The organism is Synechococcus sp. CBW1004, from assembly GCF_015840715.1.
GTDB lineage: Bacteria > Cyanobacteriota > Cyanobacteriia > PCC-6307 > Cyanobiaceae > Cyanobium.
The window spans coordinates 2,636,162-2,659,594 of record NZ_CP060397.1; the positions used below are offsets into that span (position 1 = coordinate 2,636,162).

At 68.7% G+C, this 23,433-nt stretch carries 18 protein-coding genes and 1 tRNA gene; 7 read left to right on the forward strand and 12 right to left on the reverse strand.

All coding sequences use genetic code 11. From position 1 onward, the window contains the following. Positions 1-14: 14 nt before the first annotated feature. The 8 genes from uvrA to H8F25_RS12575 form a co-directional block, all read right to left on the reverse strand. Positions 15-2,957, reverse strand: coding sequence for an excinuclease ABC subunit UvrA (gene uvrA, locus H8F25_RS12540; protein WP_197210701.1), 2,943 nt, complete (start codon positions 2,955-2,957; stop codon positions 15-17). A 25-nt stretch (positions 2,958-2,982) separates the two neighbouring features. Continuing rightward, positions 2,983-3,225, reverse strand: a complete 243-nt coding sequence (locus tag H8F25_RS12545; RefSeq protein ID WP_231596821.1) for a hypothetical protein — start codon at positions 3,223-3,225, stop codon at positions 2,983-2,985. Between the two features lie 153 nt (positions 3,226-3,378). Continuing rightward, the gene (locus H8F25_RS12550) at positions 3,379-4,149 is read right to left on the reverse strand and encodes a hypothetical protein (RefSeq protein ID WP_197210702.1); all 771 of its coding nucleotides are present in this window, start codon (positions 4,147-4,149) and stop codon (positions 3,379-3,381) included. Next, on the reverse strand, positions 4,146-5,834 hold the full coding sequence (recN, locus tag H8F25_RS12555; RefSeq protein WP_197210703.1) for a DNA repair protein RecN: 1,689 nt from the start codon (positions 5,832-5,834) through the stop codon (positions 4,146-4,148). Before recN ends, H8F25_RS12550 begins: the two co-directional genes overlap by 4 nt. Before the next feature lie 80 nt (positions 5,835-5,914). Then, positions 5,915-7,747 carry an aspartate kinase gene (locus tag H8F25_RS12560; RefSeq protein ID WP_197210704.1) on the reverse strand — a complete coding sequence of 611 codons (1,833 nt, stop codon included), beginning with the start codon at positions 7,745-7,747 and terminating at the stop codon, positions 5,915-5,917. Positions 7,748-7,882: 135 nt separating this feature from the next. Continuing rightward, positions 7,883-8,920 carry a DNA polymerase III subunit delta gene (gene holA, locus H8F25_RS12565; protein WP_197210705.1) on the reverse strand — a complete coding sequence of 346 codons (1,038 nt, stop codon included), beginning with the start codon at positions 8,918-8,920 and terminating at the stop codon, positions 7,883-7,885. Between the two features lie 21 nt (positions 8,921-8,941). Continuing rightward, positions 8,942-9,364, reverse strand: a complete 423-nt coding sequence (locus H8F25_RS12570) for a type II toxin-antitoxin system VapC family toxin (protein ID WP_197210706.1) — start codon at positions 9,362-9,364, stop codon at positions 8,942-8,944. Then, positions 9,361-9,609 (reverse strand): type II toxin-antitoxin system Phd/YefM family antitoxin, encoded by a 249-nt coding sequence (locus H8F25_RS12575; RefSeq protein WP_197210707.1) that lies wholly within the window; start codon positions 9,607-9,609, stop codon positions 9,361-9,363. Before H8F25_RS12575 ends, H8F25_RS12570 begins: the two co-directional genes overlap by 4 nt. Positions 9,610-9,823: 214 nt before the next feature. Here H8F25_RS12575 and H8F25_RS12580 point away from each other — a divergent pair, with 214 nt between their 5' ends. Continuing rightward, positions 9,824-10,663 (forward strand): precorrin-8X methylmutase, encoded by an 840-nt coding sequence (locus tag H8F25_RS12580; RefSeq protein WP_197210708.1) that lies wholly within the window; start codon positions 9,824-9,826, stop codon positions 10,661-10,663. 156 nt (positions 10,664-10,819) lie between these two features. Next, positions 10,820-12,049 (forward strand): aminotransferase class V-fold PLP-dependent enzyme, encoded by a 1,230-nt coding sequence (locus tag H8F25_RS12585; protein ID WP_197210709.1) that lies wholly within the window; start codon positions 10,820-10,822, stop codon positions 12,047-12,049. 44 nt (positions 12,050-12,093) lie between these two features. On the opposite strand, the gene mutS is transcribed toward H8F25_RS12585, so the two are convergent. Further along, complete coding sequence (mutS, locus tag H8F25_RS12590; protein WP_231596822.1) at positions 12,094-15,333, reverse strand: DNA mismatch repair protein MutS; 3,240 nt, start codon at positions 15,331-15,333, stop codon at positions 12,094-12,096. Positions 15,334-15,755: 422 nt separating this feature from the next. Here mutS and psbZ point away from each other — a divergent pair, with 422 nt between their 5' ends. From psbZ to H8F25_RS12610, 5 genes are all read left to right on the forward strand, one after another. Then, positions 15,756-15,944, forward strand: coding sequence for a photosystem II reaction center protein PsbZ (gene psbZ, locus H8F25_RS12595; RefSeq protein ID WP_197210710.1), 189 nt, complete (start codon positions 15,756-15,758; stop codon positions 15,942-15,944). Positions 15,945-16,184: 240 nt separating this feature from the next. Beyond that, entirely contained in the window at positions 16,185-16,664 is a 480-nt protein-coding gene (ribH, locus tag H8F25_RS12600) for a 6,7-dimethyl-8-ribityllumazine synthase (protein ID WP_197210711.1), read from the forward strand. A 239-nt stretch (positions 16,665-16,903) separates the two neighbouring features. Further along, complete coding sequence (locus tag H8F25_RS12605; RefSeq protein WP_197210712.1) at positions 16,904-18,220, forward strand: sugar transferase; 1,317 nt, start codon at positions 16,904-16,906, stop codon at positions 18,218-18,220. A 12-nt stretch (positions 18,221-18,232) separates the two neighbouring features. Then, complete coding sequence (locus tag H8F25_RS18195; RefSeq protein ID WP_370525740.1) at positions 18,233-18,427, forward strand: YadA-like family protein; 195 nt, start codon at positions 18,233-18,235, stop codon at positions 18,425-18,427. Between the two features lie 96 nt (positions 18,428-18,523). Continuing rightward, a tRNA-Gly gene (locus H8F25_RS12610) sits at positions 18,524-18,595 on the forward strand. A gap of 181 nt (positions 18,596-18,776) precedes the next feature. Here H8F25_RS12610 and H8F25_RS12615 read toward each other — a convergent pair. The 3 genes from H8F25_RS12615 to H8F25_RS12625 form a co-directional block, all read right to left on the reverse strand. Then, positions 18,777-19,073, reverse strand: a complete 297-nt coding sequence (locus H8F25_RS12615; protein ID WP_370525741.1) for a GNAT family N-acetyltransferase — start codon at positions 19,071-19,073, stop codon at positions 18,777-18,779. 195 nt (positions 19,074-19,268) lie between these two features. Beyond that, positions 19,269-20,441: an HlyD family secretion protein gene (locus H8F25_RS12620; protein WP_197210713.1), complete on the reverse strand. Its 1,173-nt coding sequence runs from the start codon at positions 20,439-20,441 to the stop codon at positions 19,269-19,271. After that, positions 20,441-23,410: an ABC transporter transmembrane domain-containing protein gene (locus H8F25_RS12625; protein WP_197210714.1), complete on the reverse strand. Its 2,970-nt coding sequence runs from the start codon at positions 23,408-23,410 to the stop codon at positions 20,441-20,443. Before H8F25_RS12625 ends, H8F25_RS12620 begins: the two co-directional genes overlap by 1 nt. Between the last annotated feature and the right edge of the window lie 23 nt (positions 23,411-23,433).

Here is a 23,433-nt window from a genome sequence, read left to right on the forward strand (position 1 = left end):
GCCTCTGCCGTGACCTACGCCGCCAGCTCCTGCGGTGGATGCTGGGCCAGCACCTGTTGGAGATACCGACCCGTATGGCTGCTGGGATGGGCAGCCACATCCTCCGGGGTGCCGCAGACCACGATCTGCCCACCCTTGTCGCCGCCTTCGGGGCCCAGATCGATCAGCCAGTCGGCGCAGCGGATCACATCGAGGTTGTGCTCGATCACCAGGATCGAGTTGCCCTTGTCCACCAGCCGCTGCATCACCTCCATCAGTTTGTGCACGTCGTAGAAGCTCAGGCCGGTGGTGGGCTCATCGATCAGATAGAGCGTCTTGCCGGTGGCGCGCTTGGAGAGCTCGGAGGCGAGCTTCACCCGCTGCGCCTCTCCCCCTGAGAGGGTGGGCGCCGGCTGGCCGAGCTTGATGTAGCCCAGGCCCACATCCACCAGGGTGCGCAGCCGGTCCGCCGCCTGGGGAATGGCGCTGAACTCCTCGGCCGCCTGCTCCACCGTCATCTGCAGGACATCGGCGATCGTGTGGCCCCGATAGGTCACCTGCAGGGTCTCGCGGTTGTAGCGCGCCCCCTTGCAGACATCGCACTGCACATACACATCCGGCAGGAAGTTCATCTCGATCACGTTCACGCCCTGACCGCTGCAGGCCTCGCAGCGGCCGCCCTTGACGTTGAAGCTGAACTGGCCCACCTGGTAGCCGCGCGCCTTGGCCTCCACCGTGGCGGCGAACACCTGGCGAATCGGATCGAAGGCGCCGGTGTAGGTGGCGGGATTCGAGCGCGGTGTGCGACCGATCGGGCTCTGGTCGATCACGATCACCTTGTCCACCGCCTTGATGCCGCGCAGCTCCTCCAGTCCTGCGGGGAAGGGCACCTTCAGTCCCAGCTTGTGCTCCAGGGCCGGATGCAGCAGCTCATTGACGAGGGTGCTCTTGCCGCTGCCGCTCACGCCGGTGACGCACACCAGGCGGCCCAGCGGGATCTCCACCGACAGGTCCTGCAGGTTGTTGCGGCTGCAGCCCACCAGGGTGAGCCGGCGGCTGCCGGCGTCGCGCCGCTCGGCCGGGGTGGGAATCGAGCGCCGTCCGCTCAGATAGGCGCCCGTGAGCGACTCCTTCGCCTTCAGCAGGTCCTCCAGGCTGCCCTCGGCGACGATCCGGCCCCCATGCACGCCGGCGCCGGGGCCGATGTCCACCAGGTGGTCGGCGGCCCGGATCGTGTCCTCGTCGTGCTCCACCACGATCAGCGTGTTGCCCAGATCGCGCAGTTTGATCAGCGTGTTGAGCAGCCGGTCGTTGTCGCGCTGGTGCAGGCCGATGCTCGGTTCATCGAGCACGTAGAGCACCCCCGTGAGGCCGGCGCCGATCTGGGTGGCCAGGCGGATGCGCTGGGCCTCACCGCCGCTGAGCGTCATCGCCGGCCGGTCGAGGCTCAGGTAGTCGAGCCCCACATCCAGAAGGAACTTCAGGCGCATGCGGATCTCCCGCAGCACCAGGTCGCCGATCTGGATCTGGCGCGGCGTCAGCAGCGGATCGTTGCCCTCGCTGGCGCCCACGCCCATCAGCGCCTCGATGCGGGCCAGGCTCTCGCCGACGCTGACGGCGGTGAGCTCATGAATGGCATAGGGGCCCACTTTCACCGCCAGGGCCTCGGGCCGCAGCCTCAGGCCGCGGCAGGTGCCGCAGGCCACCAGATCCTGGAACTTCTCCAGCTTCTGGCGGATCGCCTCGCCGCTGGCGTCGCGCAGCTGCCGCTCCAGGATCGGCAGGATCCCTTCGAACGGGCGCACATAGCTCTGGGACTTGCGATAGCGGCTGTCGGCCTGGATCGCGATCGGTTCCTTGCTGCCGTGCAGCAGCACCTGGCGCTGCTCCTCGGTGAGGGCGTTCCAGGGGGTCTTGATCTCGAAGCCGAAGGCCTCGGCCACCGAATAGAGCAGTGAGAAGTAATAAGAGTTGTCCTTGTCGCTCCAGGGGGCGATCGCCGCGTACACCGGCAGCGTGGGATCGGGGATCACCCGCTCGCAGGTGAACTGGCGCAGGAAGCCGATGCCGTGACAGTCGGCGCAGGCTCCATAGGGGCTGTTGAACGAGAACAGCCGTGGTGAGAGCTCCTCCATCACCGCGCCGTGCACCGGGCAGGCGAAGTTCTCTGAATAGAGGCGTTCACGTTCGACGCCTTCGGGGAGCTCCTCACCGCTCTTCGGCACCACCTCCACCAGGGCCAGGCCCTCGCCGCGCTTGAGCGCCGTGCGCAGCGAATCGGTGAGCCGCTCCTGGATGCCCTCGCGGGCCACCAGGCGGTCGACCACCACCTCGATGTTGTGGGCGTGGTTCTTGTCGAGCTCGATGTTGTCGGCCAGCTCGCGCACCTCGCCGTTGATGCGCACGCGGGCGAAGCCCTCCGCCACCAGGCCGGACAGCAGCTTGACGTGGGTGCCCTTCTTGCCGCGCACCACCGGCGCCAGCAGCTGGTAGCGGGTGCCCTCGGGCAGGGTGAGGATCTGATCGACCATCTCATCGATGGTCTGGGGCCGGATCGGCCGCTCGCAGTGGGGGCAGTGGGGTTCGCCGGCGCGGCCGAACAGCAGGCGCAGGTAGTCCTGCACCTCGGTGACGGTGCCGACGGTGGAGCGCGGGTTGTGGCTGGTGGACTTCTGATCGATCGAGATCGCCGGGGACAGCCCCTCGATCGCGTCGACGTCGGGCTTGTCCACCTGGCCCAGGAACTGGCGGGCGTAGGCCGAGAGGCTCTCGACGTAACGGCGCTGCCCTTCGGCGAAGATCGTGTCGAAGGCCAGCGAGCTCTTGCCGCTGCCGCTCACCCCCGTGAACACCACCAGGCGGTTGCGCGGGATGGTGAGATCGACGTTCTGAAGATTGTGCTGGCGGGCGCCGCGTACGCGGATCACATCTTCCAGGCTGCCCCCGCTCAGGTTCAGGGGGCGTGGGGCGGCGGGCATCCGGCCTGATCGGTAGCCGGCCACTTTAGGGGCGGTGACGGAGGGTCAGGTAGACGACCGTGCTCCACAGCGTCACGAACACCATCCAGGCGCGGAAGTTCATGCGCTCCACCACGGCTCCGGAGATCGGCGCCGGCGTGATGATCGCGACCGTGGCCTGGAACAGCCGGGGTTCAAGGGCCCGGTTGGGTTGGTCAGGGGGCCTCTGCAGGTGTCGTTCCTGTTCCCGGTGGTCGCTGGCGGCGAGGGCGAGCCGGTGTTGCTGCACTGGCGGTCCTTGGAGCGGCCGCGCTCGTTGGACCGCCGCCTGCGGCTCAGGTTCCGGTGGTGCCGTGAGGCTCGGCCTCAGGTCGCCGCGCCAGCGGGCAACGGCATCGATCGGTGTTCCGGCGTGCCTGCTGTCAGGGGAATGGCCGGCCGCTCAGCTGAGCGTGTTGATCGCCCGGCCCAGGATCACGATGAACACCGACAGTATGGCCAGGCTGTGCAGCATGTGCAGCCGCTTGATCGGGGCGCCCACCAGGGAGTGCCCCTCGGGAGCACCAAAACAGTTGCTCGAAAGAATCGTGAAGTAGAGATAATCGGTGAACGCCGGCTTCCAGCTTTCGGTCTTCAGCAGATCCCGCTCCAGGGCCTCCTCCGGAAACACGATTCCATAGGGCATGCTCACGCCGGGTGTGGTCGCGCGGGCCTCCCAGAGCGGCCCGGGGTGTCGGGGCGGATGGTCGACGATCCAGTACCAGAACAGGAAGTTGAGGGTGATGGCGCTGTAGAGCAGCAGAGACTCCAGCAGCAGCTCATAGGACTCGATCTTGAGCCAGTAGATCGCCAGGCTCTCCGAGAACAGATTCACCAGGCTCAGGCCCGCCCCCAGCCGTGCCGCCTGGATCAGGTCGCGCGACGCCGGGGGCAACCGGCGCCGCAGCGGCGGCAACAGCTTGGTCAGGGCCAGCCACCAGAACAGCAGGACCTGCACCCAGAAGGCAGTCTTCAGCAGGTCGCGCGTGCCATCCAGCAGCAGGTTGGTCGTGTGGCTGATCTGGTGGTAGTGCTCGAAGAACCGCACCCGCAGCGCCATCGCCAGCAACACCGCCAGCAGCAGCACAACCAGGTAGGGACCCACCACCCTGAGGCTCCAGCCTTCCGGCCCGCTGCAGGCCCTGGCGTCGGGTGACGGCTGGATGGGAGTCATGCCACACGCTGGCCCAGCAGGCTGGCGGCGTAGCTGTGGGCCTCGCCGGAGTCGCCGCCGGCCAGTTCCGCCAGCTCCGACTGCCGGGCGGCCGTGTCGAGCAGCGGGGCGACGCGTGTGTGGGTGGTGCCCTGCAGCACCTCCTTGCTCACCCGGAAGTGGTGATCGGCCGCCGCCGCCACCAGGGGCTGGTGCGTGACACAGAACACCTGGCGCCTGGCGGCGAGCTGCCGCAGCAGTTCGGCCATGGCGCCGCTCACCCGGCCGCTGACGCCGGTGTCGATCTCGTCAAAGAGCAGCGTCACGTGGGCATCGGCGGCGGCCAGAGCGGTCTTGAGGGCCAGCAGAAAACGGCTCATCTCGCCGCCGGAGGCTACCTCCGCCAGGGGCGCCAGAGGTTGGCCGGGGTTGGCGGAGAACAGGAACTGCACGGCGTCGGCGCCCTCCTCGCCCGGGTCACAGGGGCTGAGCGAGACAGTGAAGCGCACGTGGGTGAGGCCCATCGGCCGCAGGGCCTGCATCAGCTGCTGCTCAAGCTGCTCGGCGGCGCTGCGGCGGGCCTTCGTCAGGCTGGCGTTGACACGGTCGCGGGTGGTGCGGGCAGCGGCTTCAGCGGCCTCCAGGGCCTCCAGAGCCGCCTCGGCGCCGCCGGGGGTGAGCTGCTCGCGCAGCTGGTCGCGCCAGGCGATCAGCTCTCCCAGGTCGCGGCCATGGCGCCGCTCCAGCGCCTTCAGCTGGGCGATCCGCTCCTGCAGCTCCGCCAGGCTGCCTGGGTCGCTCTCCAGCGAGGCGCCGTAGCGATCGAGATCGCGGGCCAGATCCTGGAGGGCCGCCAGGCCATCGCTGCAGCGGCCCGCCAGCCCCGCCAGGGAGGGATCGAGCTGCTGCATCTGGGTCAGCTCCGCTTCACAGGCGGCCAGGTGGTCGAGCACCGAAGGGGCCTGGTCCGCCCCCTCCTGCAGGCGGCCGATCAGGGTCATCACCCCCTCCTGCAGCCGCACGCCGTGGGCGAGGCGGTTCTCCTCGGTCTGCAGGTGTTGCCCCTCCTCGGGGTCGTCGAGGGCCGCGGCCTCCAGATCCTCCAGCAGCTGCTCCTGCCGCTCCCGCTCCTGCTGCAGGCGCTGCCAGCTGTCATGGGCGTCCTGCAGGGCCGTGGCCGCCTGCCGCCAGTGGCGATGGGCCTGAGCCACCGAGGCCAGCAGGGCCTGCTGCTCCTCACCGGCGAAGCGGTCCAGCCAGCGGCGCTGCTGCCCCGGGCGCGCCAGCTGCTGCGTCTGCCCCTGGACGGTGAGATCGAGCAGCAGGGGGCGCAGCTCCAGCACCTGGGTGCGGCTGACGGCCACCCCGGCGATGCGGTGCCGGCTGCTCAGCCGTTCGTCCTGCTGGCGCCATTCGCGGCTGAGCAGCAGCTCATCCTCGTCGCTGTCCAGCTGTTGCTCCTCCAGCCAGGCCTTCAGCGGCGGTGTCAGGGCAAAGCTGGCCTCGATCCTTCCGCGCGGGGATCCCCGCCGCAGCAGCCGCGCCCCCTGGGAGCCCTGGGCACCGCCGAGCAGGGCATCGAGGGCATCGAGCAGGATCGATTTGCCGGCGCCGGTCTCGCCGGTGAGCACCGTGAAGCCGCTCTGGAAGGACAGCTCCAGCTGCTCGATCAGGGCGATGTTCTCCAGTCTCAGACCCGTGAGCACCCGAGCCTCCGGCGCGTTGGCGCAGTGTCAGCCGACCGTAGCGGCTGTGCCGACGATTCCAAGGGGGTGGGGAGGCTCCCTCACACAGGCGCCTCCTCTACCGGTGACTCCGTGCCCTCGGCCTGGTGCAGCACCGTTCCGCCGAGGCCGAAGGCGTCGTGCACCGCCTGCAGGGCCCGCACACCCTGCTCCTCGGCCACGAGGCAGCTGGTGCGGATCTCGCTGGTGGCGATCAGCTCGATGTTGATGCCCTGCTCCGCCAGACAGCGGAACATGCGCGCCGCCGTGCCCGCCGTGCAGGCCATGCCGGCACCCACGGCGCTCACCATGGCGATGGCGTTGCCCTCCTCGAAGCGGGCGCCGGGCCACTGCCGCAGCACCGGCTGCAGCGCCTGCTCGGCGGCGGCCCGGTCATCGCGGCGCAGGGTGAAGGTGATGTCGCGGCTGGTGGCATCGCCGCTGCCGTGGGTGCGCTCCGACTGCACGATCGCGTTGGCGCTGATGCCGGCATCGGCCAGGGCGCGGCAGATGGTGGCCGCCGCCCCCGGCCGGTCGGGCACACAGCGCACCACCACCTGGGCCAGGTCGCGGTCCAGGGCGACGCCGCGCACGGCGCGATCATCGCGGTGGCAGCTCAGCTCGCCGGTGCGCAGCTGGCTCTCCGACAGCTCGAAGGCCTCGGCGGCGGTGCGCAGGGCCAGGGCGGCCCTCTCTCCCTCCACCAGGCAGCTCACCTTCACTTCGCTGGTGGCGATCAGGCGCAGGTTGATGCCGAGGCGCGACAGGGCGTCGAACAGGCGCGGGGCCACGGCGGGGCGCCCCAGGATGCCCGCGCCGGCGATGCTCAGCTTGGCCATGCCGCTCTGGCTGTGCAGCGTGGCCTCGTCGCCGGCGCCCAGGTCGCACAGCACCTGCTCGCACACGGCGCGGGCCCGCTCGCCCTCGGCGTCGCTGACGGTGAAGGCGATGTCGTTGCTGCTGCCCTCATGGGTGGCCTGCACGATCAGATCGACGTTGACGCCGGCTTCTCCCAGCGCTTCGAACAGCCGCGCCGCCACGCCCGGCCGGTCGGGCACGTGGGCCAGGGCCACCACCGTCTGGCCCTGCTCCAGCTCGGCGGCATCCACCGGCTTGCCCAGTTCCAGGCCCTCGCTGCCGATCGGGCGGCGGCTGCCGCTGGTGAGGTGGGTGCCGGGCTGATCGCTCCAGCTCGAGCGCACCACCAGCGGCACGCCGTAGTTGCGGGCGATCTCGACGGCCCGCGGATGCAGCACGGCAGCGCCGAGGCTGGCCAGCTCGAGCATCTCGTCGCAGCTCACCGACTCCATCAGCTGGGCGTCGCTGACCTTGCGCGGATCGGTGGTGAGCACACCCGGTACATCGGTGTAGATCTCGCAGGCCTCGGCCCCGAGCGCCGCCGCCAGGGCCACCGCCGAGGTGTCGGAGCCGCCGCGGCCCAGGGTGGTGATCTCGGGGGTGCCGGCGGCACCGCTGCTGGTGCCCTGGAAGCCGGCCACCACCACCACCTGGCCGTCGTCCAGGAGACGCCGCAGCCGCTCGGTGCGTACATCGAGGATGCGGGCGCGGCCGTGGTGTGATTCGGTGAGGATGCCCACCTGGGGGCCGGTCATCGACACGGCGGGCACGCCGCGGGCGTGCAGGGCCATCGACAGCAGGGCGATCGAGACCTGCTCGCCGGTGGCCAGCAGCATGTCCATCTCGCGCCGGGGCGGGTCGCTGCTGATCGCCCGGGCCAGGCCGGTGAGCTCGTCGGTGGTGTGACCCATCGCCGAGACCACGATCACCAGGTCGTGGCCCTCCTCGCGGCTGCGGGCGATGCGGGCGGCCACCGCCTGGATCCGCTCCACATCGGCGACGGAGGTGCCCCCGAACTTCTGAACCAGCAGGGCCATCGCCGCAGCCACCTTGTGCAGTCGGCTGATTATCCCTGCCGTGCAACGGACGCTCCTCAGACCTCAACGTCGCCCTCTGCAGGGGGCGCTTGCGGTGTGCTCGCTCTCCACGCTCAGGCAGGGGCCCGAGCCGTTTCAGGAGCGCGACGGCGCCAGCAGGAAGCCGTCGCGGAAGGCATCGGCGGGATCGCTGCCGCGCTTGAGGGCCATCTCCACCTCCAGTACCCGGCTGAGCAGCTCCAGCAGCTGGGCTGGCGCCTTGCCGCGGATCTGCTTGCGCAGCACATAGATGCGCCTGGGATTGCCGATCCCGGCCGCCTTGGCGATCACGCCCACGTCCGATTCGCCGTGGCGCTCGAGCAGCGCCACCCAGAGCCAGCCGCGGATCTGACTGCTCAGCGCGGCCACGATCCGCAGGGCAGGCTCATGGGCCTCCAGCAGGGCATCCACCAGGGCGATCGCTTCGGCCGGGCGGCCCGCCAGCAGGGCGTCGCCCACCGCCAGGCTGGTGGTGCTTCGGCCGCCCACCAGGGCTTCGACGGCCTGGCGGTCGATCGGCTGCGACGCAGCGGGCTGGCGGTCGCTGCTGGCGGAGGAGACGTCACGGCCCGCGGCGGCCGCTGCGGTGCCCTGGCTGTAGAGGGCGAGCTTCTCCAGTTCGCTGGCCAGGCGGGTGCTGTCGCTGCCGATGGCGTCGGCCAGGGCTTCGGCGGCATCGGGGGTCAGGCGCAGCCCAAGGGCGGTGGCGGTGCGCTGCACCAGCTCCAGCAGCCCTTCGCCATCCCACACGGCCGGCAGCGCGAAGCTCTGCTCCTCGGCCGCCTGCCGGAGGGCCTTGGTGGTGCGCAGGCGCGCATCCGGCTTGCCGGCGCTGCAGAGCACCAGGTGGCAGCTGGAGGCGATCAGGGGCAGGCTCGCCTCCAGCTGGGCCGCCAGCTCCGCCGGGCAGGCGCTGCAGAACGGACTGCGCTGCAGCACCACCACCCTGGCGCCTGCGCCGAAGGGGGGCGTGCGGGCCTCCTCCAGGGCCTGGGCCGCCTGGGCCGCATCGTTGCCATCCAGGCGGCTGAGGTTGATCGCCGCCCAGGCCGGATCCACCAGCTTGTCCACCAGGGCCTCGACGGCCCGGTTGCGGGCGGCCTCGTCGTCGCCCCAGAGCAGATGGATGGGCATGCCACTGATCGGAGCAGACGACTACCAGAGGATCCGGCAAGGGAAGGCGTGCAGGGCTGGATCCAGGCTCACCAGGGTGAGGCCTTCCAGCTCGGCCTGGGCGGCCAGCAGCCGATCGAAGGGATCGCGATGGGCGACCTCGTACCCGCCGGCCCGCAGACCGTGGGGCAGCTTCACGGGCAGGATCTCGAATCCCTGAGCCGTCACGATCATCACGAGATCCTGGGTCAGTTCCCTGGCCGCGGGCAGTTTCCCCAGTCGCACCTTGGTGGCGATCTCCCAGCCGGAGGCGGCGCTGACGGCGATGCGGCCGCCGGGATCGGCAATGCGCGCATGGGCGACGCGCGACAGACGCTGCGGCTCCGCCAGCCACCACAGCAGGGCATGCGTATCGAGCAGCAGAGGCTCTTCCCAGGCCTGCCTGGTCTCGGCCGCGGCCGTCATGGCAGGGGCAGCTCAAGGGCCGCAAGCTCCTCCTCGGGGAGGGGTTCCAGCAGGCTCTCCGGTGAGGGCAGGGTGAGACGGCCCGCCAGGATTCCCGGCTGACGCTGGGGCTCAGGGGACTCGAGGGGCATCAGCCGGGCCCAGGGCTTGCCGCCCTTTGCCAACAGGATGGTTTCACCCGCATGGGCGGCATCGATCAGCCGCGAGAAGTGCGTCTTGGCCTCATGCACATTGACGGTTCGCATCACACCCCCCGCGTTCCAGGCTCTCGCGCTGCAAGCCTGCCGACAGCATCGGCCCGAACCGGCCACCCCATCAGGAACTCCTTGCGAAAGGGCGATACCTGCTTCCGTCGCCTGAGCGCTCAGGCCCTCTGATCAGGTTAGTCCACTTCTGGACCAGCTGGCCGCCCTGCGCCATCGTGTCGGGGAACCGGCGCGGCGGATGGAGCGAGAACGGATGCAGGACCACCCGATCTTCACGGAGAGCATCCGCCGCATCAGGGAGCTGCTCGCCGCTCAGGCAGAGGCTGATCCGGCTCTGGCCGCCTGGCTGGCCGGGCTGAGTGCGCTGGAGCGCGACGTGCTGGAGCGCTGCATCCACAGCAGCGGCGACGTCTCGATCGCGGCCGATCTGCGCTTCAGCCCTGTGGATCGTCGGCTGATTGCGCCGGCTGCGGCAGCCGGGGCGAGAAGCATCGGTGGCAGCGAGGCCGGGCTTCTGTCGGCTGCGGACTCCGATGCCGCTGCCTTCAGATCCAGCTCCGGAGCTCCCCAGGGCGCCTGCGGCCGCGGCCTGGCGGCCCTGCGCGCCGGGGCGCCGATCCTCACCGACACGGCGATGGCGGCCGCGGCGGTGGCGCCGATGGCGCGTCGCACGTCCGGCAACCGGGTCGCCTGCCTGCTCGACTGGGCGCCCGACCTGGCGCCGGCCGGATCCACCCGTGCTGCCGTTGGGATGGAGCGGGCCTGGGCGGAACTGGCTGCCGGTGGCTCAGGGCCGCCGCCGCACGGGGCCGATTCGCCGCCGGCGCCGGTGGTGCTGATCGGCAGCGCCCCCACGGCCCTGGAGCGGCTGCTGGATCTGGTGGCCGCTGGGGCCCTGGCCCCCTCGCTGCTGATCGGCATGCCGGTGGGCTTCGTGGGGGTGGCCGAGAGCAAGCGGCACCTGGCTGAGGCCGGCCTCGATCACATCCGGCTCGAGGGCTCCCGGGGTGGGGCCGGACTGGTGGCCGCCGCCTGCAATGCCCTGCTGCGGGCGGGTGGGCCTGTGGCGGAGAACCCCCCGTCCCTGTCCTGATCGGCCGCTCCCAGCCAACCCGGCGCGCCTCTGTCACGTCGTAGCGGCCGCCCTCGCCCTCGCCCTGGGCCGGGGGCCTGCTGGCCTTGGTTTGAGGGACGCATCGGCGGTCAGGAATGGGCAGCATGCCCTGTGCCGTCAGCCCCGAGTCCGGCGATGAACCGGGACGCCCTGGGCCTCCACTGGGACCTGGAGCCCGGCCTCACCTTCCTCAACCACGGCAGCTTCGGGCTGGCGCCACGGGAGCTGCTGCAGTGGCGCTTCCGGCTGCTGAAGGAGATGGAACGGGATCCGGTGGCCTTCCTCAGCGCTGAGCTGCAGCCCCGCCTGGATCGGGCCCGTCAGGTGCTGGCCCGGCTGGTCGGGGCCTCCACCGACCAGCTGGCCTTCGTGCCCTCCACCACCTACGGGCTCAACGAGCTGCTGCAGCGGCTGGAGCTGCCGGAGGGCAGCGAGGTGCTCCTGCCCGATCACGGCTACAACGCCACCACCAACCTGGTGCGCTTCGCCTGCGCGCAGCGTGGCTGGCAGCCGCGGCTGGTGCCGCTTCCGGTGCCCCTGGACGCCCCCGAGCAGGTGGCGGAGGCCTTCGCGGCGGCCTGGAGTCCGAACACACGGCTGTTGGTGGTGGACCACATCACCAGTCCCACCGCCCTGGTGCTGCCGCTCGAGCCGCTGATCACCCTGGCCCGTCAGCGGGGAGCCCGGATCCTGGTGGATGGTGCCCACGGCCCCGGCTCGCTGCCGCTGCGGCTGCAGGACTGGCAACCGGATGCCTACGTGGGCAATCTGCACAAGTGGCTCTGCTGTCCGCGCGGTTCGGCCTTCCTGTGGGTGCGCGATCCGTGGCAGGAGACGCTGCGGCCGCTGGTGGTCGGCCATGGGGCCAACGCGCCCCTGCCGCCCGGGGCATCCCGCTTCCACCTGGAGCACGACTGGCTCGGCACCGCCGATCCCACGCCCTGGCTGGCGTTGCCGGAGGCCCTGCGGCTGCTGACGGGAAAGATGGGGGACCTTGAGCCGGCTCCGCCTGAGGCGCCCCCCTGGCAGGTGCGGTTCGAGGCGCTGATGGAGGCCCACCGGCAGCTGGCGCGGCAGGGGCAGTCGCTGCTGCTGCAGGCCCTCGCACTGGATCGGCCGCTAGCCCCCACCGCCATGCAGGTGGCCATGGCCGCGGTTCCCCTCGCGCCGGTGGGGACCTTGGAGGGGCCGGCGCTGCAGGCGCAGCTGAAGCGCATGGGCTTCCAGGTGCCGGTGATCCCGCTGCGGCCGCACACCGCTGGCATACCCCAGTTCCTGCGGATCTCCTGCTTTGCGTACAACACGGTCGATGACCTGGAGCGGCTGGCGTGCGGGCTGCCGGAGGCGCTGGCGGCTATCGCCTGAGGGCGGCGCTGACAGGACCCGAGCCGCCCCGGGCTGATCCCTGCTCAGGCCGCCGCGCCCGCCCGCGCCGTGCGGCGGCGCCCGGAGTGCATGGCGGGAGCCGCGCTCTCGCAGGGTCCGTCCGGGTCCGGTGCCGCTGGTGCCGGCTCGCTGGCGGCCACCGGCTGTGCTGGTGGCGTCTCCGTTCCGGCCGGCACCGCGCTGATCCCCACGGCCACATGGCTGTTGGCCTCGATGCGGCTGAGCACCTGGCGGGCCCGCAGCACCACCGGCGCCGGCACACCGGCCAGGCGGGCCGCCTCGATGCCGTAGCTGCGGCTGGCGCCGCCGCGGCTCACCCGGTGAAGGAACACCAGGTCCTCGCCGGTCTCCTCCACCAGCACCTGGGCGTTGCCCACCGAGGGCAGCAAGGAGGCCAGCTCGTTGAGCTCGTGGTAGTGGGTGGCGAAGATCGTGCGGGCGCCGATGCCGCCTTGCTCCGCGGGGATGGCCAGGTGCTCGGCCACAGCCCAGGCGATCGAGAGGCCGTCGAAGGTGGCGGTGCCGCGGCCGATCTCATCGAGCAGCACCAGCGAGCGCGGCGTGGCGTGGTGAAGGATGTTGGCCGTTTCCGCCATCTCCACCAGGAAGGTGGACTGGCCGGAGGCCAGGTCGTCACCGGCACCGACGCGGGTGAAGATCCGGTCCGCGATGCCGAGGCGGGCCGTGCTGGCCGGGATCCAGCTGCCGATCTGGGCCATCAGCTGCAGCAGGCCGGTCTGGCGCAGATAGCAGCTCTTGCCGCTGGCGTTGGGGCCGGTGAGCACCAGCAGGTCGGGTGACTCCTCGCTGCCCTCGCCCAGCCGCAGGTCGTTGGCGGTGAAGGGCTGCTCCACCAGCAGTTGCTCCACCACCGGGTGGCGGCCCGCTTCGATCACCAGTTCACGGTCTTCCACCAGCTCGGGCCGGCAATAGCCGCCGGTGGCCGCCACCTCGGCCAGGGAGGCCAGGGCATCGAGATCCGCCACCAGGCGCGCCGCCTCCCGGATCGGCCCGGCCGCCACGCCCACGCGACGGCGCAGCTCCGTGAACAGGTCCAGCTCCCGCTGCACGGCGCGGGCACGCAGCTGCAGGATCCGCCCCTCCCGCTCCTTGAGGGCTGGTGTCACGAAGCGCTCTTCGTTGGCCAGGGTCTGGCGGCGGATCCAGTGGTCCGGCACGGCGCTGGCCCGGGCCCGGCTCACCGCCAGGAAATAGCCGAAGGTGCGGTGGTACTGCAGGCGCACATTCGGGTTGCCGCTGGCCTGCCTCTCCAGGCTCTCCTGGCGCGCCAGCCACGCTTCCTGATCGTCGAGCAGGTTGCGCAGGCCGTCGAGCTGGGGATCGACGCCGTCGTGGATCAGCCCCCCCTCCCCCAGGGCGAGGGGCGGGGCCTCCACGAGGTGATGGCGGATGTCGCGGGCGATCTCCAGCAGCTCCGGCCAGGGGCGGCTGAGAGCCGTCAGCGGGCCGCTCTCAGCCTCGGCCAGCAGGGCCGCCAGCCGCGGCAGCCGCTCGAGGCCATCGGCCAGGGCCACCAGATCGCGCGCCGAGGCGGTGCCGGCGCCGGCCCGGCCTGCCAGACGCTCCAGATCGCCCATCGGCCGCAGCAGGCGGCGCAGGGCCTGGCGCAGGGGGCGGTGCTCCACCAGCTCCGTCACGGCGTCCTGGCGGTGCAGGATCGCGGCGCGCTCCACCAGCGGCGCCTCGATCCAGCGGCGCAGGCAGCGGCCGCCCATGGCGGTGGCGGTGCGGTCCAGGGCCCATAGCAGCGAGCCGTGCAGCGAGCCGTTCAGCTGGGTGCGGCAGAGCTCGAGGTTGCGGCGGGTCTGGGCGTCGAGCACCAGCTGGTCGCCGGCGTACCAGACCGTGGGTGGCTCCAGCGGTGCCGGCTGGGTGCTCTCCAGGTAGGCCAGCAGGCCGCCGGCGGCGCGCAGGGCGAGCGGCACCTCCCCCAGGCCGAGGCCGTCGAGGCTGGCGAGCCGGAAGTGCGACAGCAGGCGGGCACGGGCCTCGGGCGTCTCGAAGGGCGTGCGGGGCAGGCTGGTGAGGCGGCGGCCATCGGGGCACCAGGCGGGGGTGGGCGGCGGCGTGGCGCTGTCGCTCATGGCCTCCGGAACGGCCTGCGTCGGCGCGGTGCCGGAGCGGTTGTGATTGGCCTGGCCGTCGCCTGGCCAGGCAGGGCCGTGGCGATCGCCAGCGGAGTCCGCGGCGGCGTGGTCGTTGCCAGGCGGTTCGGGCCAGATCACCTCGGCCGCCTCCAGCCGCAGCAGCTCCTGATGCAGGGCCTGCTCGCCCTCCCGCTCACTCACCCGGAACTCACCGGTGCTGATGTCGGCGACGGCCAGGCCCCAGCGGCGCGGCCCGGATCCCTCCGGCCCGTCGAACACCACGGCACAGAGCCAGTTGTTGCGACGGGCCGCCAGCATCCCTTCCTCGAGCACGGTGCCGGGGGTGAGCACGCGGGTGATGTCCCGCTTCAGCAGCGCTCCCTTGGCGGGGGTGGTCTCCAGCTGGTCGCAGAGGGCGACGCTGAGGCCCTGCCGCACCAGCTCGGCGCAGTAGCGCTCGGCGGCGTGAAACGGGATGCCCGCCATCGGCACCCGGCCGATCGCCTTGCCGGCCTCCTTGCCGGTGAGGGTCAGCTCCAGCAGGCGCGACAGCAGGATCGCGTCCTCGAAGAAGAACTCGAAGAAATCGCCCAGCCTGTAGAGCAGCACCCGCTCCGGGTGGGCCGCCTTGAGCTCCACGTAATGGCGGAGCACCGGCGTCAGCGCCGCCGGATCCACCAGGCTGTGGTGGTGCCAGCGGGGCAGGTCTTCAGCCGCGCTGGCGGTCGGATCGGTGCTGGACCCCGTGGGCTCAACGCCTGTCGAGGGGCCTGCCGCTTCCACGCTTTCCTCGGAGGCAGCGGCCGTCGACACAGCAGGAAGACCCTTTCCGGCTTCGGACCCGGCGGGCAGGGGGTCCTTCATGACGCTGTTGCCGTCTCCCGGCAGGGGTGAGCTCCGCCGCCGCGGCCGGGCCCGGGCGGCCCGCTCCAGGTTGTCCGGGTCGAGGCGGTCCTCGCCCGCGGCAGGCTCGTCGGGCGGGTCCGCCGAGGCCGGTCCAGTGGGACCGTCCGTGTCGCCGAACAGGCTGGCCTGACGAACGTCGGCGGGGTCGAGGCAGGCCGCCAGCGACAGCTGCTCGCCCGGCAGGGAGGCGCCGGCGGAGCGGGAGCGGGCGCTGCTGCGGCTCATGGCGCTGCCGGTGGGGTGTGCCATGTTAAGACCCACCACCGGTGGGGCTCCAGGGGGAGACCGGGGTCCCGCCTCCTGTTGCTGGAGGTGCGCTCCCAGGGCCGGTCGCCTCTGGATGTCCCCCCGGAGCACCCGCCCCAGGCCCGGAACCGTCCTCACTCCCAGGGGGTGCACAGGGACAGGGGCCGGCCGGGTGCCCTCGCACGGGTTCAGGACCGCTGCGCCGGCCAGGACCAACCGCTGCTGTCTTCCCGACCCCCCCCCCTCTCTGCCGACAACTTGTGAAGGATGCCGGGAGCGAGTCCGGAGGGCCCCGGGGGGGCGTGGGAGAATCCCGCCACGGCCCGATCCCGCCTGGGTCCTTCCCGGCACGGGGATCCTGCTTCTCCCGGGCACCCGCCGAGGCCTGCCCGCGTTGCCGCTTTCCGAGCCCTCCCCTTTCCACCATGCAGATTCTCAACACCCTCACCGTTCTGGCTCTGGTGGTGCTCTCCTTCGCCCTGATCGTGGCGGTGCCGGTCCTTTACGCCAGCAATGACACCAGCGGCAACTCCAACCGCCTGATCCTGCTGGGTGGCCTGGCGTGGGTGGCTCTGGTGCTGGTGAACTGGGGCATGAGCTTCTTCGTGGTCTGAATTCCGGCAGCTGCCGCCCCATTGCTCAGGGGCGGCGCCGAGCCCCTGGACCCGACAGGTCTCATGGCGTGCCTGCCACCTCCTTCGTTCGTTTCCCGCGAACGCGTCTCCACAGCTCCCGCTCGGCAGTCAGGCCTCCGTTCGGGTGCATTCGTCAATCTGTGCCTTGAGCACCCATCTGGAGCGGTGGAGTCCCGCGAGGCCGCTCCCTAGGCTCAGGGCAGTCTCGGACCTGATGCGTTGACGGTTTTCGAAGGGCAGTTCTCCGGTGCGGCCGGACTGCGGGTGGCGGTCGTGGTGGCCCGCTTCAACGATCTGGTCACCGGCAGGCTGCTGAGCGGCTGCCTCGACTGCCTCAGCCGCCATGGCATCGACGTGACCCCTGCCAGCAGTCAGCTGGATGTGGCCTGGGTGCCCGGCAGTTTCGAGATCCCGCTGGTGGCCCAGCGACTGGCCTCTTCGGGCCGCTACCAGGTGGTGATCACCCTGGGCGCCGTGATCCGTGGTGACACGCCGCATTTCGACGTGGTGGTGTCCGAGGTGAGCAAGGGCGTGGCGGCCGTGGCCCGTGACACCGGCGTGCCGGTGATCTTCGGGGTGCTCACCACCGACACCATGCAGCAGGCCCTGGAGCGGGCCGGCATCAAGAGCAACCTGGGCTGGAGCTACGGCCTGCAGGCGATCGAGATGGGCAGCCTGATGGCGGCGTTGCCGGCCTGATGGGGGGAGCGGTCAAACTCCCAGTCGGCCCAGGCCCGGGCCGGCGGCATGGCCTGCAGGCCGCTGGCAAGGGATGACGGTCGTTGGCATCGCCAGCGAGGTCAGTGGCCGCGGTGGGTATCCGTCAGAACGCACGGAGTCCGCCATCCGTGCGATCACCACCGGCGAACGGTGTGCCGTGAGCCATCGGATACCCGATCGTTGCTTAGCGTGACTTTCACTCCGGGGTTGTACTTTCGTTGTCCTGGCGTAGACCTCGCCGCCTGCTGTTTCTTTGCGCTCTGCTGGATCTGGCGAGCATCTGGCCTGCGGCGGCTCTGGCGGACAGACGGCTGGGCTCATCGCTGCTGAACCATCCGATCTGGCTTCTGTGCTTCGGAGCGGCCTATCTGTTTCTGGGCTGGCTGCTGGGCAGCTACACCGTGCTGCGCTGGCCCGATCTGCGGTTGCCCAGTGTGCTGCGGAGGTTGCTCACCACCTCGGCTGTCACGCTCATGGCGGTGATCCTGGTGCGTTGGGCCTTCAACCTGCCGGTCAGTTTCAGCCTGGGTCATCGCAGCACCCTGATACTGCTGCTCCTGCCGATGACGCTCTGGTCGCTGGTGTTGCGCCTGCTGTTCCGGCGCCTCAGTGAGGGCTCCCACTGGCAGCTGGTGGTGCCGGAGGCCTCCTGTGAGCATGTGGCGATGGAATGGCGGCGCCAGGATCTGGCGGCTCAGCCCCGTGTGGTCAGCCCGGATCGATGGCCTTCTCGCCTGTGGCCACGCCGGAGCCATCTCGAGGGAGTCGCGCTGGCGAACGATCTGGAGCTGGGGGAGGAGCAGCGGCAGCATCTGGGCAGCCTGAAGGCCAGCGGCTTGCCTGTGACCAACCTTGAGGCCCTCGCCGCACACCAGCTGGAGCGCCTGCCCCCGGCCCTGCTGCCCGAAGACTGGCTGAGCTATGCAGCGATCCCCTGGAGCGATGAGTTCGGCATGCAGCGCAAGCTCAAGCGGGTCGCCGATGTCGGCATGGCCCTGGCGCTGCTCCTGCTCTCCGCCCCGCTGCTCCTGCTTCTGGCCATGCTGATCTGGCTGGAGGACAGAGGTCCCGTGCTCTACCGGCAGGAGCGCTCCGGCTGGATGGGCGGGACCTTCCTCTTGCTGAAGCTGCGCACGATGGTCGTGGCTCCTCCGGATGCCCCCGCCACCTGGACGATCCCCGGCGACAGGCGCATCACCCGCATCGGCTCGCTGCTGCGACCGTCCAGGCTGGATGAGCTGCCGCAGCTGATCAATGTCCTGCGTGGCGAGATGAGCCTGATCGGTCCCCGCCCGGAGCGACCGGAGCTGGAGCAGGAGCTGGAGGCGGCCATTCCCCACTACCGCAAGCGCCACTGGATGCCCCCGGGTCTGAGCGGCTGGGCCCAGGTGTGCGCCCCCTATGCCGCCAGCCTGGAGGAAGCGGAGCTGAAACTCAGCTATGACCTCTACTACGTGCGCAACTGGAGCACGGTTCTGGATCTGCTGATCCTGTTCAAGACGATCAAGACCGTGCTGAAGGTGGCAGGGCGGTGAGCGCGCCGTGTCTTGCGACCAGGCCGGTCGGGGCGTCACGCACCGCGCCCGGGTCGACTGACCGTCAGCGCTGGCTTCGCCTTCAGGGCCGGGGACAAGGCTGTGGCCACAGGTTGTGACCATCGGCCGTCGCGGCCAGCAGCGGCACCGGCGGGCTTCGGTGTTCGCGTGGAAGGGGGGCGCAGCAGCCTCGTCGGTACGAATTGACGGGGGGGCTCTCGGTGGTGCATGATCAACAGGCGCCGGCGAGGCGCACCGAAAAGCCAGCCTGATGCCTAGCTTTGGGATGGCAGCCTTCGGACCGCGGATGTAGCTCAGTGGTAGAGCATCTCCTTGCCAAGGAGAGGGTCGAGAGTTCGAATCTCTTCATCCGCTTACAGTGATTCGTTCTCTCCTTTCCAAGCAGAGAACCTGCTCGATCGATCTTCATTGCATTCAGGCGTCCTCAGGCCTTGATCTGCTATTGGGATTGTGCCTCAGCAGCCTGAGTCTTCCAACTCATCGATCCTGACCACCGCGCTGAGCGTGCCGATCAGCGGGGTGGTCAGGATGCGGCTCAATCAGGTCGATGCAGGACCAGCAGATGCTGTCGATGCGTACTGTCGAAACCTAGACGTCGATAGAAGCCGGCGCTGTTGGTGGTCATCAGATAGACCTTTTCGGCGTCACGCACTTCAGGGCAGTGCAGCAGCTCGGTCACGATCCGATGACCCAGGCCTTGCCCCTGATGCGGCGCGGCCACGACCACATCCCACAGCACGGCCCGGAAGGTGCCATCACTGCTGGCTCGACCGAAGCCGATCAGTTGCTGCCTGCTCCAGGCCGTGACGGCAACATCACTGCGGCGCAACATGCGGCGTAGGGAGCGAAGACTGCGCCCCCGTGCCCAGAAACTGTGCTGATCAAACAGGCGCTGCAGTTGATGGAGTGCTCTGACAGGACGCCAGCAAGGACCGAGCCCGAGTCGCAGGCGTCGTGCACCCCGCTGGTGACGCATCAGACGAATCGGATCGGTAGAGGTGGAGATGTTGGCAATCAAGACAGGTGGTCAGATTTGCTGCAGGGACTTGGCCTTGTCTTGCAGTTGATTGAGCAATAGTTGCAAATAGGTGACTTTGCGCAGTTTGATGTTTGCCGTCAGGGACATGCCCACCTGCAGGGGCAGGATGGTGCCATCCTTGAGCTTCAGCTGTTGGCTGTTGAGTCGGATGTCAGCTGGATAGCGGGGATACTGGGTGACTTGATCAGGGGGAAGTGCATCGGAGCCGATGCTACGTACCGTGCCTTGCAACACACCGAAATCGGTCGCTGGGAATGAGTCAATACTGATGTCCACGGGGCGACCGACTGAAACGAAGCCGATATTTTTGCTGGGGATCTCAACCCGCGCCTCAAGCTTGTCAAAGGGGACCACTTTCATCAAGGGTTCGCTGGTCTGAGCTACAAATCCTTGCGCTTTGGGCTTCAGCTCAAAGATCAATCCGGAATCAGGAGACGTAATCTTCTGATAGCGGATGTTGACATTCAGCTCTGTCAGGCTGTTCCTGAGATCGGAGAGCTCGGCCTGAAGCTGCTTGATCTCCTGGTTGAGAATCGCTTCCTGGCGGAGACGGTCGGCTTTGGTCTGTTCGATGCGGCCATTGACATCCTGAACCCGGTTTTTCTGCTGCAGATACTGAAGTTCGCCGGCGGCGCCTTCCTTCGAAAGGAACTCAAGTCGCTGCAGGATGTCATTTTCAAGGGCCAGGTTTTTGGCAAGCACCTCCTGTTGTGTGGTGTTGCCATCCAGGAAGCGATCGAGCTCGACTCGCTTGAGGGCCAGTTGCTGCTGCTTCAGGGAGATGCTCTTGATGATTCCGGCTCTCCGATCCCGCGTCGCTTCGGTATCGAGAAGGAGAAGGGCCTGGCCCTTCTCAACGCGGTCGCCTTCCTTGACCAGAATGCGATCGACGACGCCACCCACCGGGACTTGTACATCCTTGACCACACCAAGCGGTTCGAGCTTGCCCTGTACGGTGACAATCTCCTCCGTCTGGGCGATGGCGAGCCAGGCGATGCCGAAGCCAGCCACGCCAATCAGGGTCCAGGTGATGGCTCGAGCCCAGAAAACCGGCTGTTGGAGGACACCCTGGTTCTCATCATTCCTGATGAGCTCTTCGATCGAGTCCTGAGTGCGGCTGACCAATTTCGAAGGGGTGAGAGACGGGGGTTTGGTGGACATCAGCTGGCCTCCTGCTGGCGATAGAGGGCGTAATAGCGACCCTTGAGCTCCATTAACTCGTCGTGAGTTCCAGTTTCGACCACGGCTCCTTGGTGCATCATCACGATCATGTCAGCTCGGCGGATGGTGCTGAGGCGGTGTGTGATGAAGAACACGGTGCAGTCCTGCAGGGAGTCGACGAGGTTGTCGCAGACACGGCGTTCGGTGTCGTAGTCGAGGGCGCTGGTGGCTTCATCCATCACCAGCAATTTGGGGTTGCTCAGCAGGGTACGGGCGATGGCGATGCGTTGCCGTTGGCCTCCCGACAGAGACGATCCGCGCTCGCCCACAGCGGAGCTGTAACCGAGCGGCAGGCCCATGATGAAATCATGGGCATCGGCGATTTTGGCTGCTCTGACGATTTCATCGCTGCTGGCGTCTGGATTGGTGAGAGCGATGTTGTCACTGATGGTTCCGCTGAACAGCAGTGGTTCCTGCGGCACGATGCCGACCTGACGGCGCAGTGAATAGAGCTCAACCTTGCCGATGTCATAGCGGTCGATCAGGATGCGACCCTGCGTCGGTGCGTACAGGCGTGGCAGCAGCTTCATCAGGGTGCTCTTGCCGCTGCCGCTCTGGCCGACAATGCCGACGAAGGTACCCTGCTTGATTTCGAGTTTGATGTTCTTGAGGACTTCCGGAGCGCCAGGATTGAAGCTGAAATGGAGGTCTTCAAAGACGACGTCACCATGGATCGGGGGCAGCGGGATCTTGGAGCGGTCGCTGTCGTCCGATTCCATCGGGGTATCGACGATGTCAGCCAGCCGTTCAAAGGACACGCGCAGCTCCTGGATGTTCTGCCAGATCGAGGAGAGGCGCAGCAGGGGTTGGGTGACGTAACCAGCGATGATGCGGAAAGCGATCAGCTGACCAAGGGTCAGCTCTCCCTTCAGCACGAGACCGGCGCCTACCCATAGCACCAGCAGTTGTGAGAGCTTCTGAAGAACCTGGCTGGTTTCTGTCAGAGCCGTACCGGTGAGGGTCTTTTCGAAGCTGCGGGCCACGAAGCGCCGGTAGAAGTCCTGCCACTTCCAGCGGCTCACCATTTCCACGTTCTGCGCCTTCACGGTCTGAATGCCGGTGAGCACTTCGACGAGGTGGCTCTGGGTGTTGGCATTTTCGACCGCGGCATTGCGGATCTGGCGCCGGATCAGCGGCGAGCCGACCAGTGTCAGCGCGATCTGAACGGGCAGAACGATGAGGGCGATGATCGTGAGCAGCCAGCTGTAGATGGCCATCACGATGATGTAGATCACCGAGAAGACCGAATCCAGAATGGTCATCAGGGCCTGGCCCGTGATGAAGTTTCTGATCTTCTCCAGTTCGGCGATGCGCGACCCGAGTTCCCCCACTGGCCTGCGATCGAAATAGCCGAGTGGCAGGCGCAGGAGGCGGTCGATCACCTCAGCGCCGAGCCTCAGGTCGATGCGGTTGGTGGTATCGGCAAACAGGTAGGTGCGCAGCGTACCGATGACCCCTTCCATGAGGGTGACCACCACCAGTGCGATGCCTAGAATCTGCAGAGTGTCGAGGCTGCGCTGGGTAATCACCTTGTCAATGATCACCTGAATCAGGAGAGGGTTCGCCAGGCTGAACAGCTGCACCACAAAGGAGGCCACCAGCACCTGAAACAGCATGCCGCGATAGCGCTTCAGTGCCGGCCAGAACCAGCCGGGGCCGAAATTCTGCTCCGGTGTCGCATTGCTGCGATCCAGAATCAGCAGATCCATGCCGTCGGGGAAGGTCTCCGTCAGCTGAGCAGGCGTCAGCATCACCCAGCCATCGGCAGGGGAGGCGAGTTTCAGACCCCGGCTGTTGCTGGAGACTGCGATCGCGAAGGACTCCTTCCAGCTCAGCAGACAGGGGGTCATCAGGCGCGTACCGGCCTGGGCAGGCACCTGACCACCGCTGACGAGCAGGCCCATCATTGAGGCGATCTGGCCACATAACTGCAGATCGGGTGCCATGCCACGCCGCAGGTTGTCGCGCAGGATCTTCTCGACCGAGTCCCGGCGGTAGGGCAGATCCAGAATCTTCGCCAGCATCTGGAAGCAGGCCAGGGTCTCCTCGACCACACCGTTGGCCCGGATCAGACTCAGGCCCCGGCTCCGGTCCGTCTGGCCGAGGTCCAGGCCGGAGGTCTCCGCCGGAGCGTTGAGACTGCCCAGGGCGCTCTGATGCTCCGGCGGGAGTTTCTCGGCCTCGGAGACGGCGGAATCGGTGGGTGTCGCCGACAGAATCGCGCCGACATCGTCGCGGGACAGATTGAGCAGCCGTGCCGGCAATGGTGGCCTTGGCTCCGGCAGGCGCGTGCCTGCCGTGAGAATGGTCCCGATCGACAGCCCCGGCACGTTGCCGCTGGCGATGAGGATCATGCGATCGGAGCCGAGATGGCTCCAGAGCCGGCGGTCGCTTCCCAGCAGCGAGCAGTCATCGCGCAGCTGATGGACCAGCAGCCGCAGCTCCTCGGGAGTGCGTGCCTGGGCCGATTCCTTGGTCAGCACCCGCAGGATGTCGGCCAGTTCGGCGCTCCAGATGTGCGAGTCGCACCACTCGCGCAGCCCCTTGTCGCTCTCATACAGCTCGAGCATCACCCGATCAGGAATGACGGCCAGGACCATCTCCGAGGCGGCGGAGACTGATTCGCAGGGCGCCGCCCGCAGCAGCGAGGCCAGGCCGATGATCGAGCCGGGGCCCAGGCGCTCGATCGTGAAGGGCCGGCCGTGGTGATCGCCCAGCAGACGGGCCTCCCCCTCGACGACCACGAACACCTGTTCGGGCAGGCTGGTGTTCAGCACCAGCATCTGACCAAGGGAGCAGCGCTTCATCTCAAGGGCGCTCGCGAGCTTGGCGCGACCCGCGTCCCCCAGTCTCTGCAGGGCTTCGCAGTGTTCGAGCAGTTGAACCGGGTTGGGAGGGGTCTGAGTCATGGGGAGAGGAGCGGGCGGTGAGT

Coding starts and splice junctions, on each gene's coding strand:
- H8F25_RS12560 (WP_197210704.1), bottom strand. CDS start 7,747: ATGGCCCTGCTGGTTCAGAAGTTCGGGGGCACCTCCGTCGCCGATGTG.
- H8F25_RS12585 (WP_197210709.1), top strand. CDS start 10,820: ATGAACCGGGACGCCCTGGGCCTCCACTGGGACCTGGAGCCCGGCCTC.
- H8F25_RS12580 (WP_197210708.1), top strand. CDS start 9,824: ATGCAGGACCACCCGATCTTCACGGAGAGCATCCGCCGCATCAGGGAG.
- holA (WP_197210705.1), bottom strand. CDS start 8,920: ATGCCCATCCATCTGCTCTGGGGCGACGACGAGGCCGCCCGCAACCGG.
- H8F25_RS12615 (WP_370525741.1), bottom strand. CDS start 19,073: ATGTTGCGCCGCAGTGATGTTGCCGTCACGGCCTGGAGCAGGCAGCAA.
- H8F25_RS12550 (WP_197210702.1), bottom strand. CDS start 4,149: ATGACTCCCATCCAGCCGTCACCCGACGCCAGGGCCTGCAGCGGGCCG.
- H8F25_RS12575 (WP_197210707.1), bottom strand. CDS start 9,609: ATGCGAACCGTCAATGTGCATGAGGCCAAGACGCACTTCTCGCGGCTG.
- mutS (WP_231596822.1), bottom strand. CDS start 15,333: ATGGCACACCCCACCGGCAGCGCCATGAGCCGCAGCAGCGCCCGCTCC.
- H8F25_RS12570 (WP_197210706.1), bottom strand. CDS start 9,364: ATGACGGCCGCGGCCGAGACCAGGCAGGCCTGGGAAGAGCCTCTGCTG.
- uvrA (WP_197210701.1), bottom strand. CDS start 2,957: ATGCCCGCCGCCCCACGCCCCCTGAACCTGAGCGGGGGCAGCCTGGAA.
- H8F25_RS12625 (WP_197210714.1), bottom strand. CDS start 23,410: ATGACTCAGACCCCTCCCAACCCGGTTCAACTGCTCGAACACTGCGAA.
- psbZ (WP_197210710.1), top strand. CDS start 15,756: ATGCAGATTCTCAACACCCTCACCGTTCTGGCTCTGGTGGTGCTCTCC.
- H8F25_RS12620 (WP_197210713.1), bottom strand. CDS start 20,441: ATGTCCACCAAACCCCCGTCTCTCACCCCTTCGAAATTGGTCAGCCGC.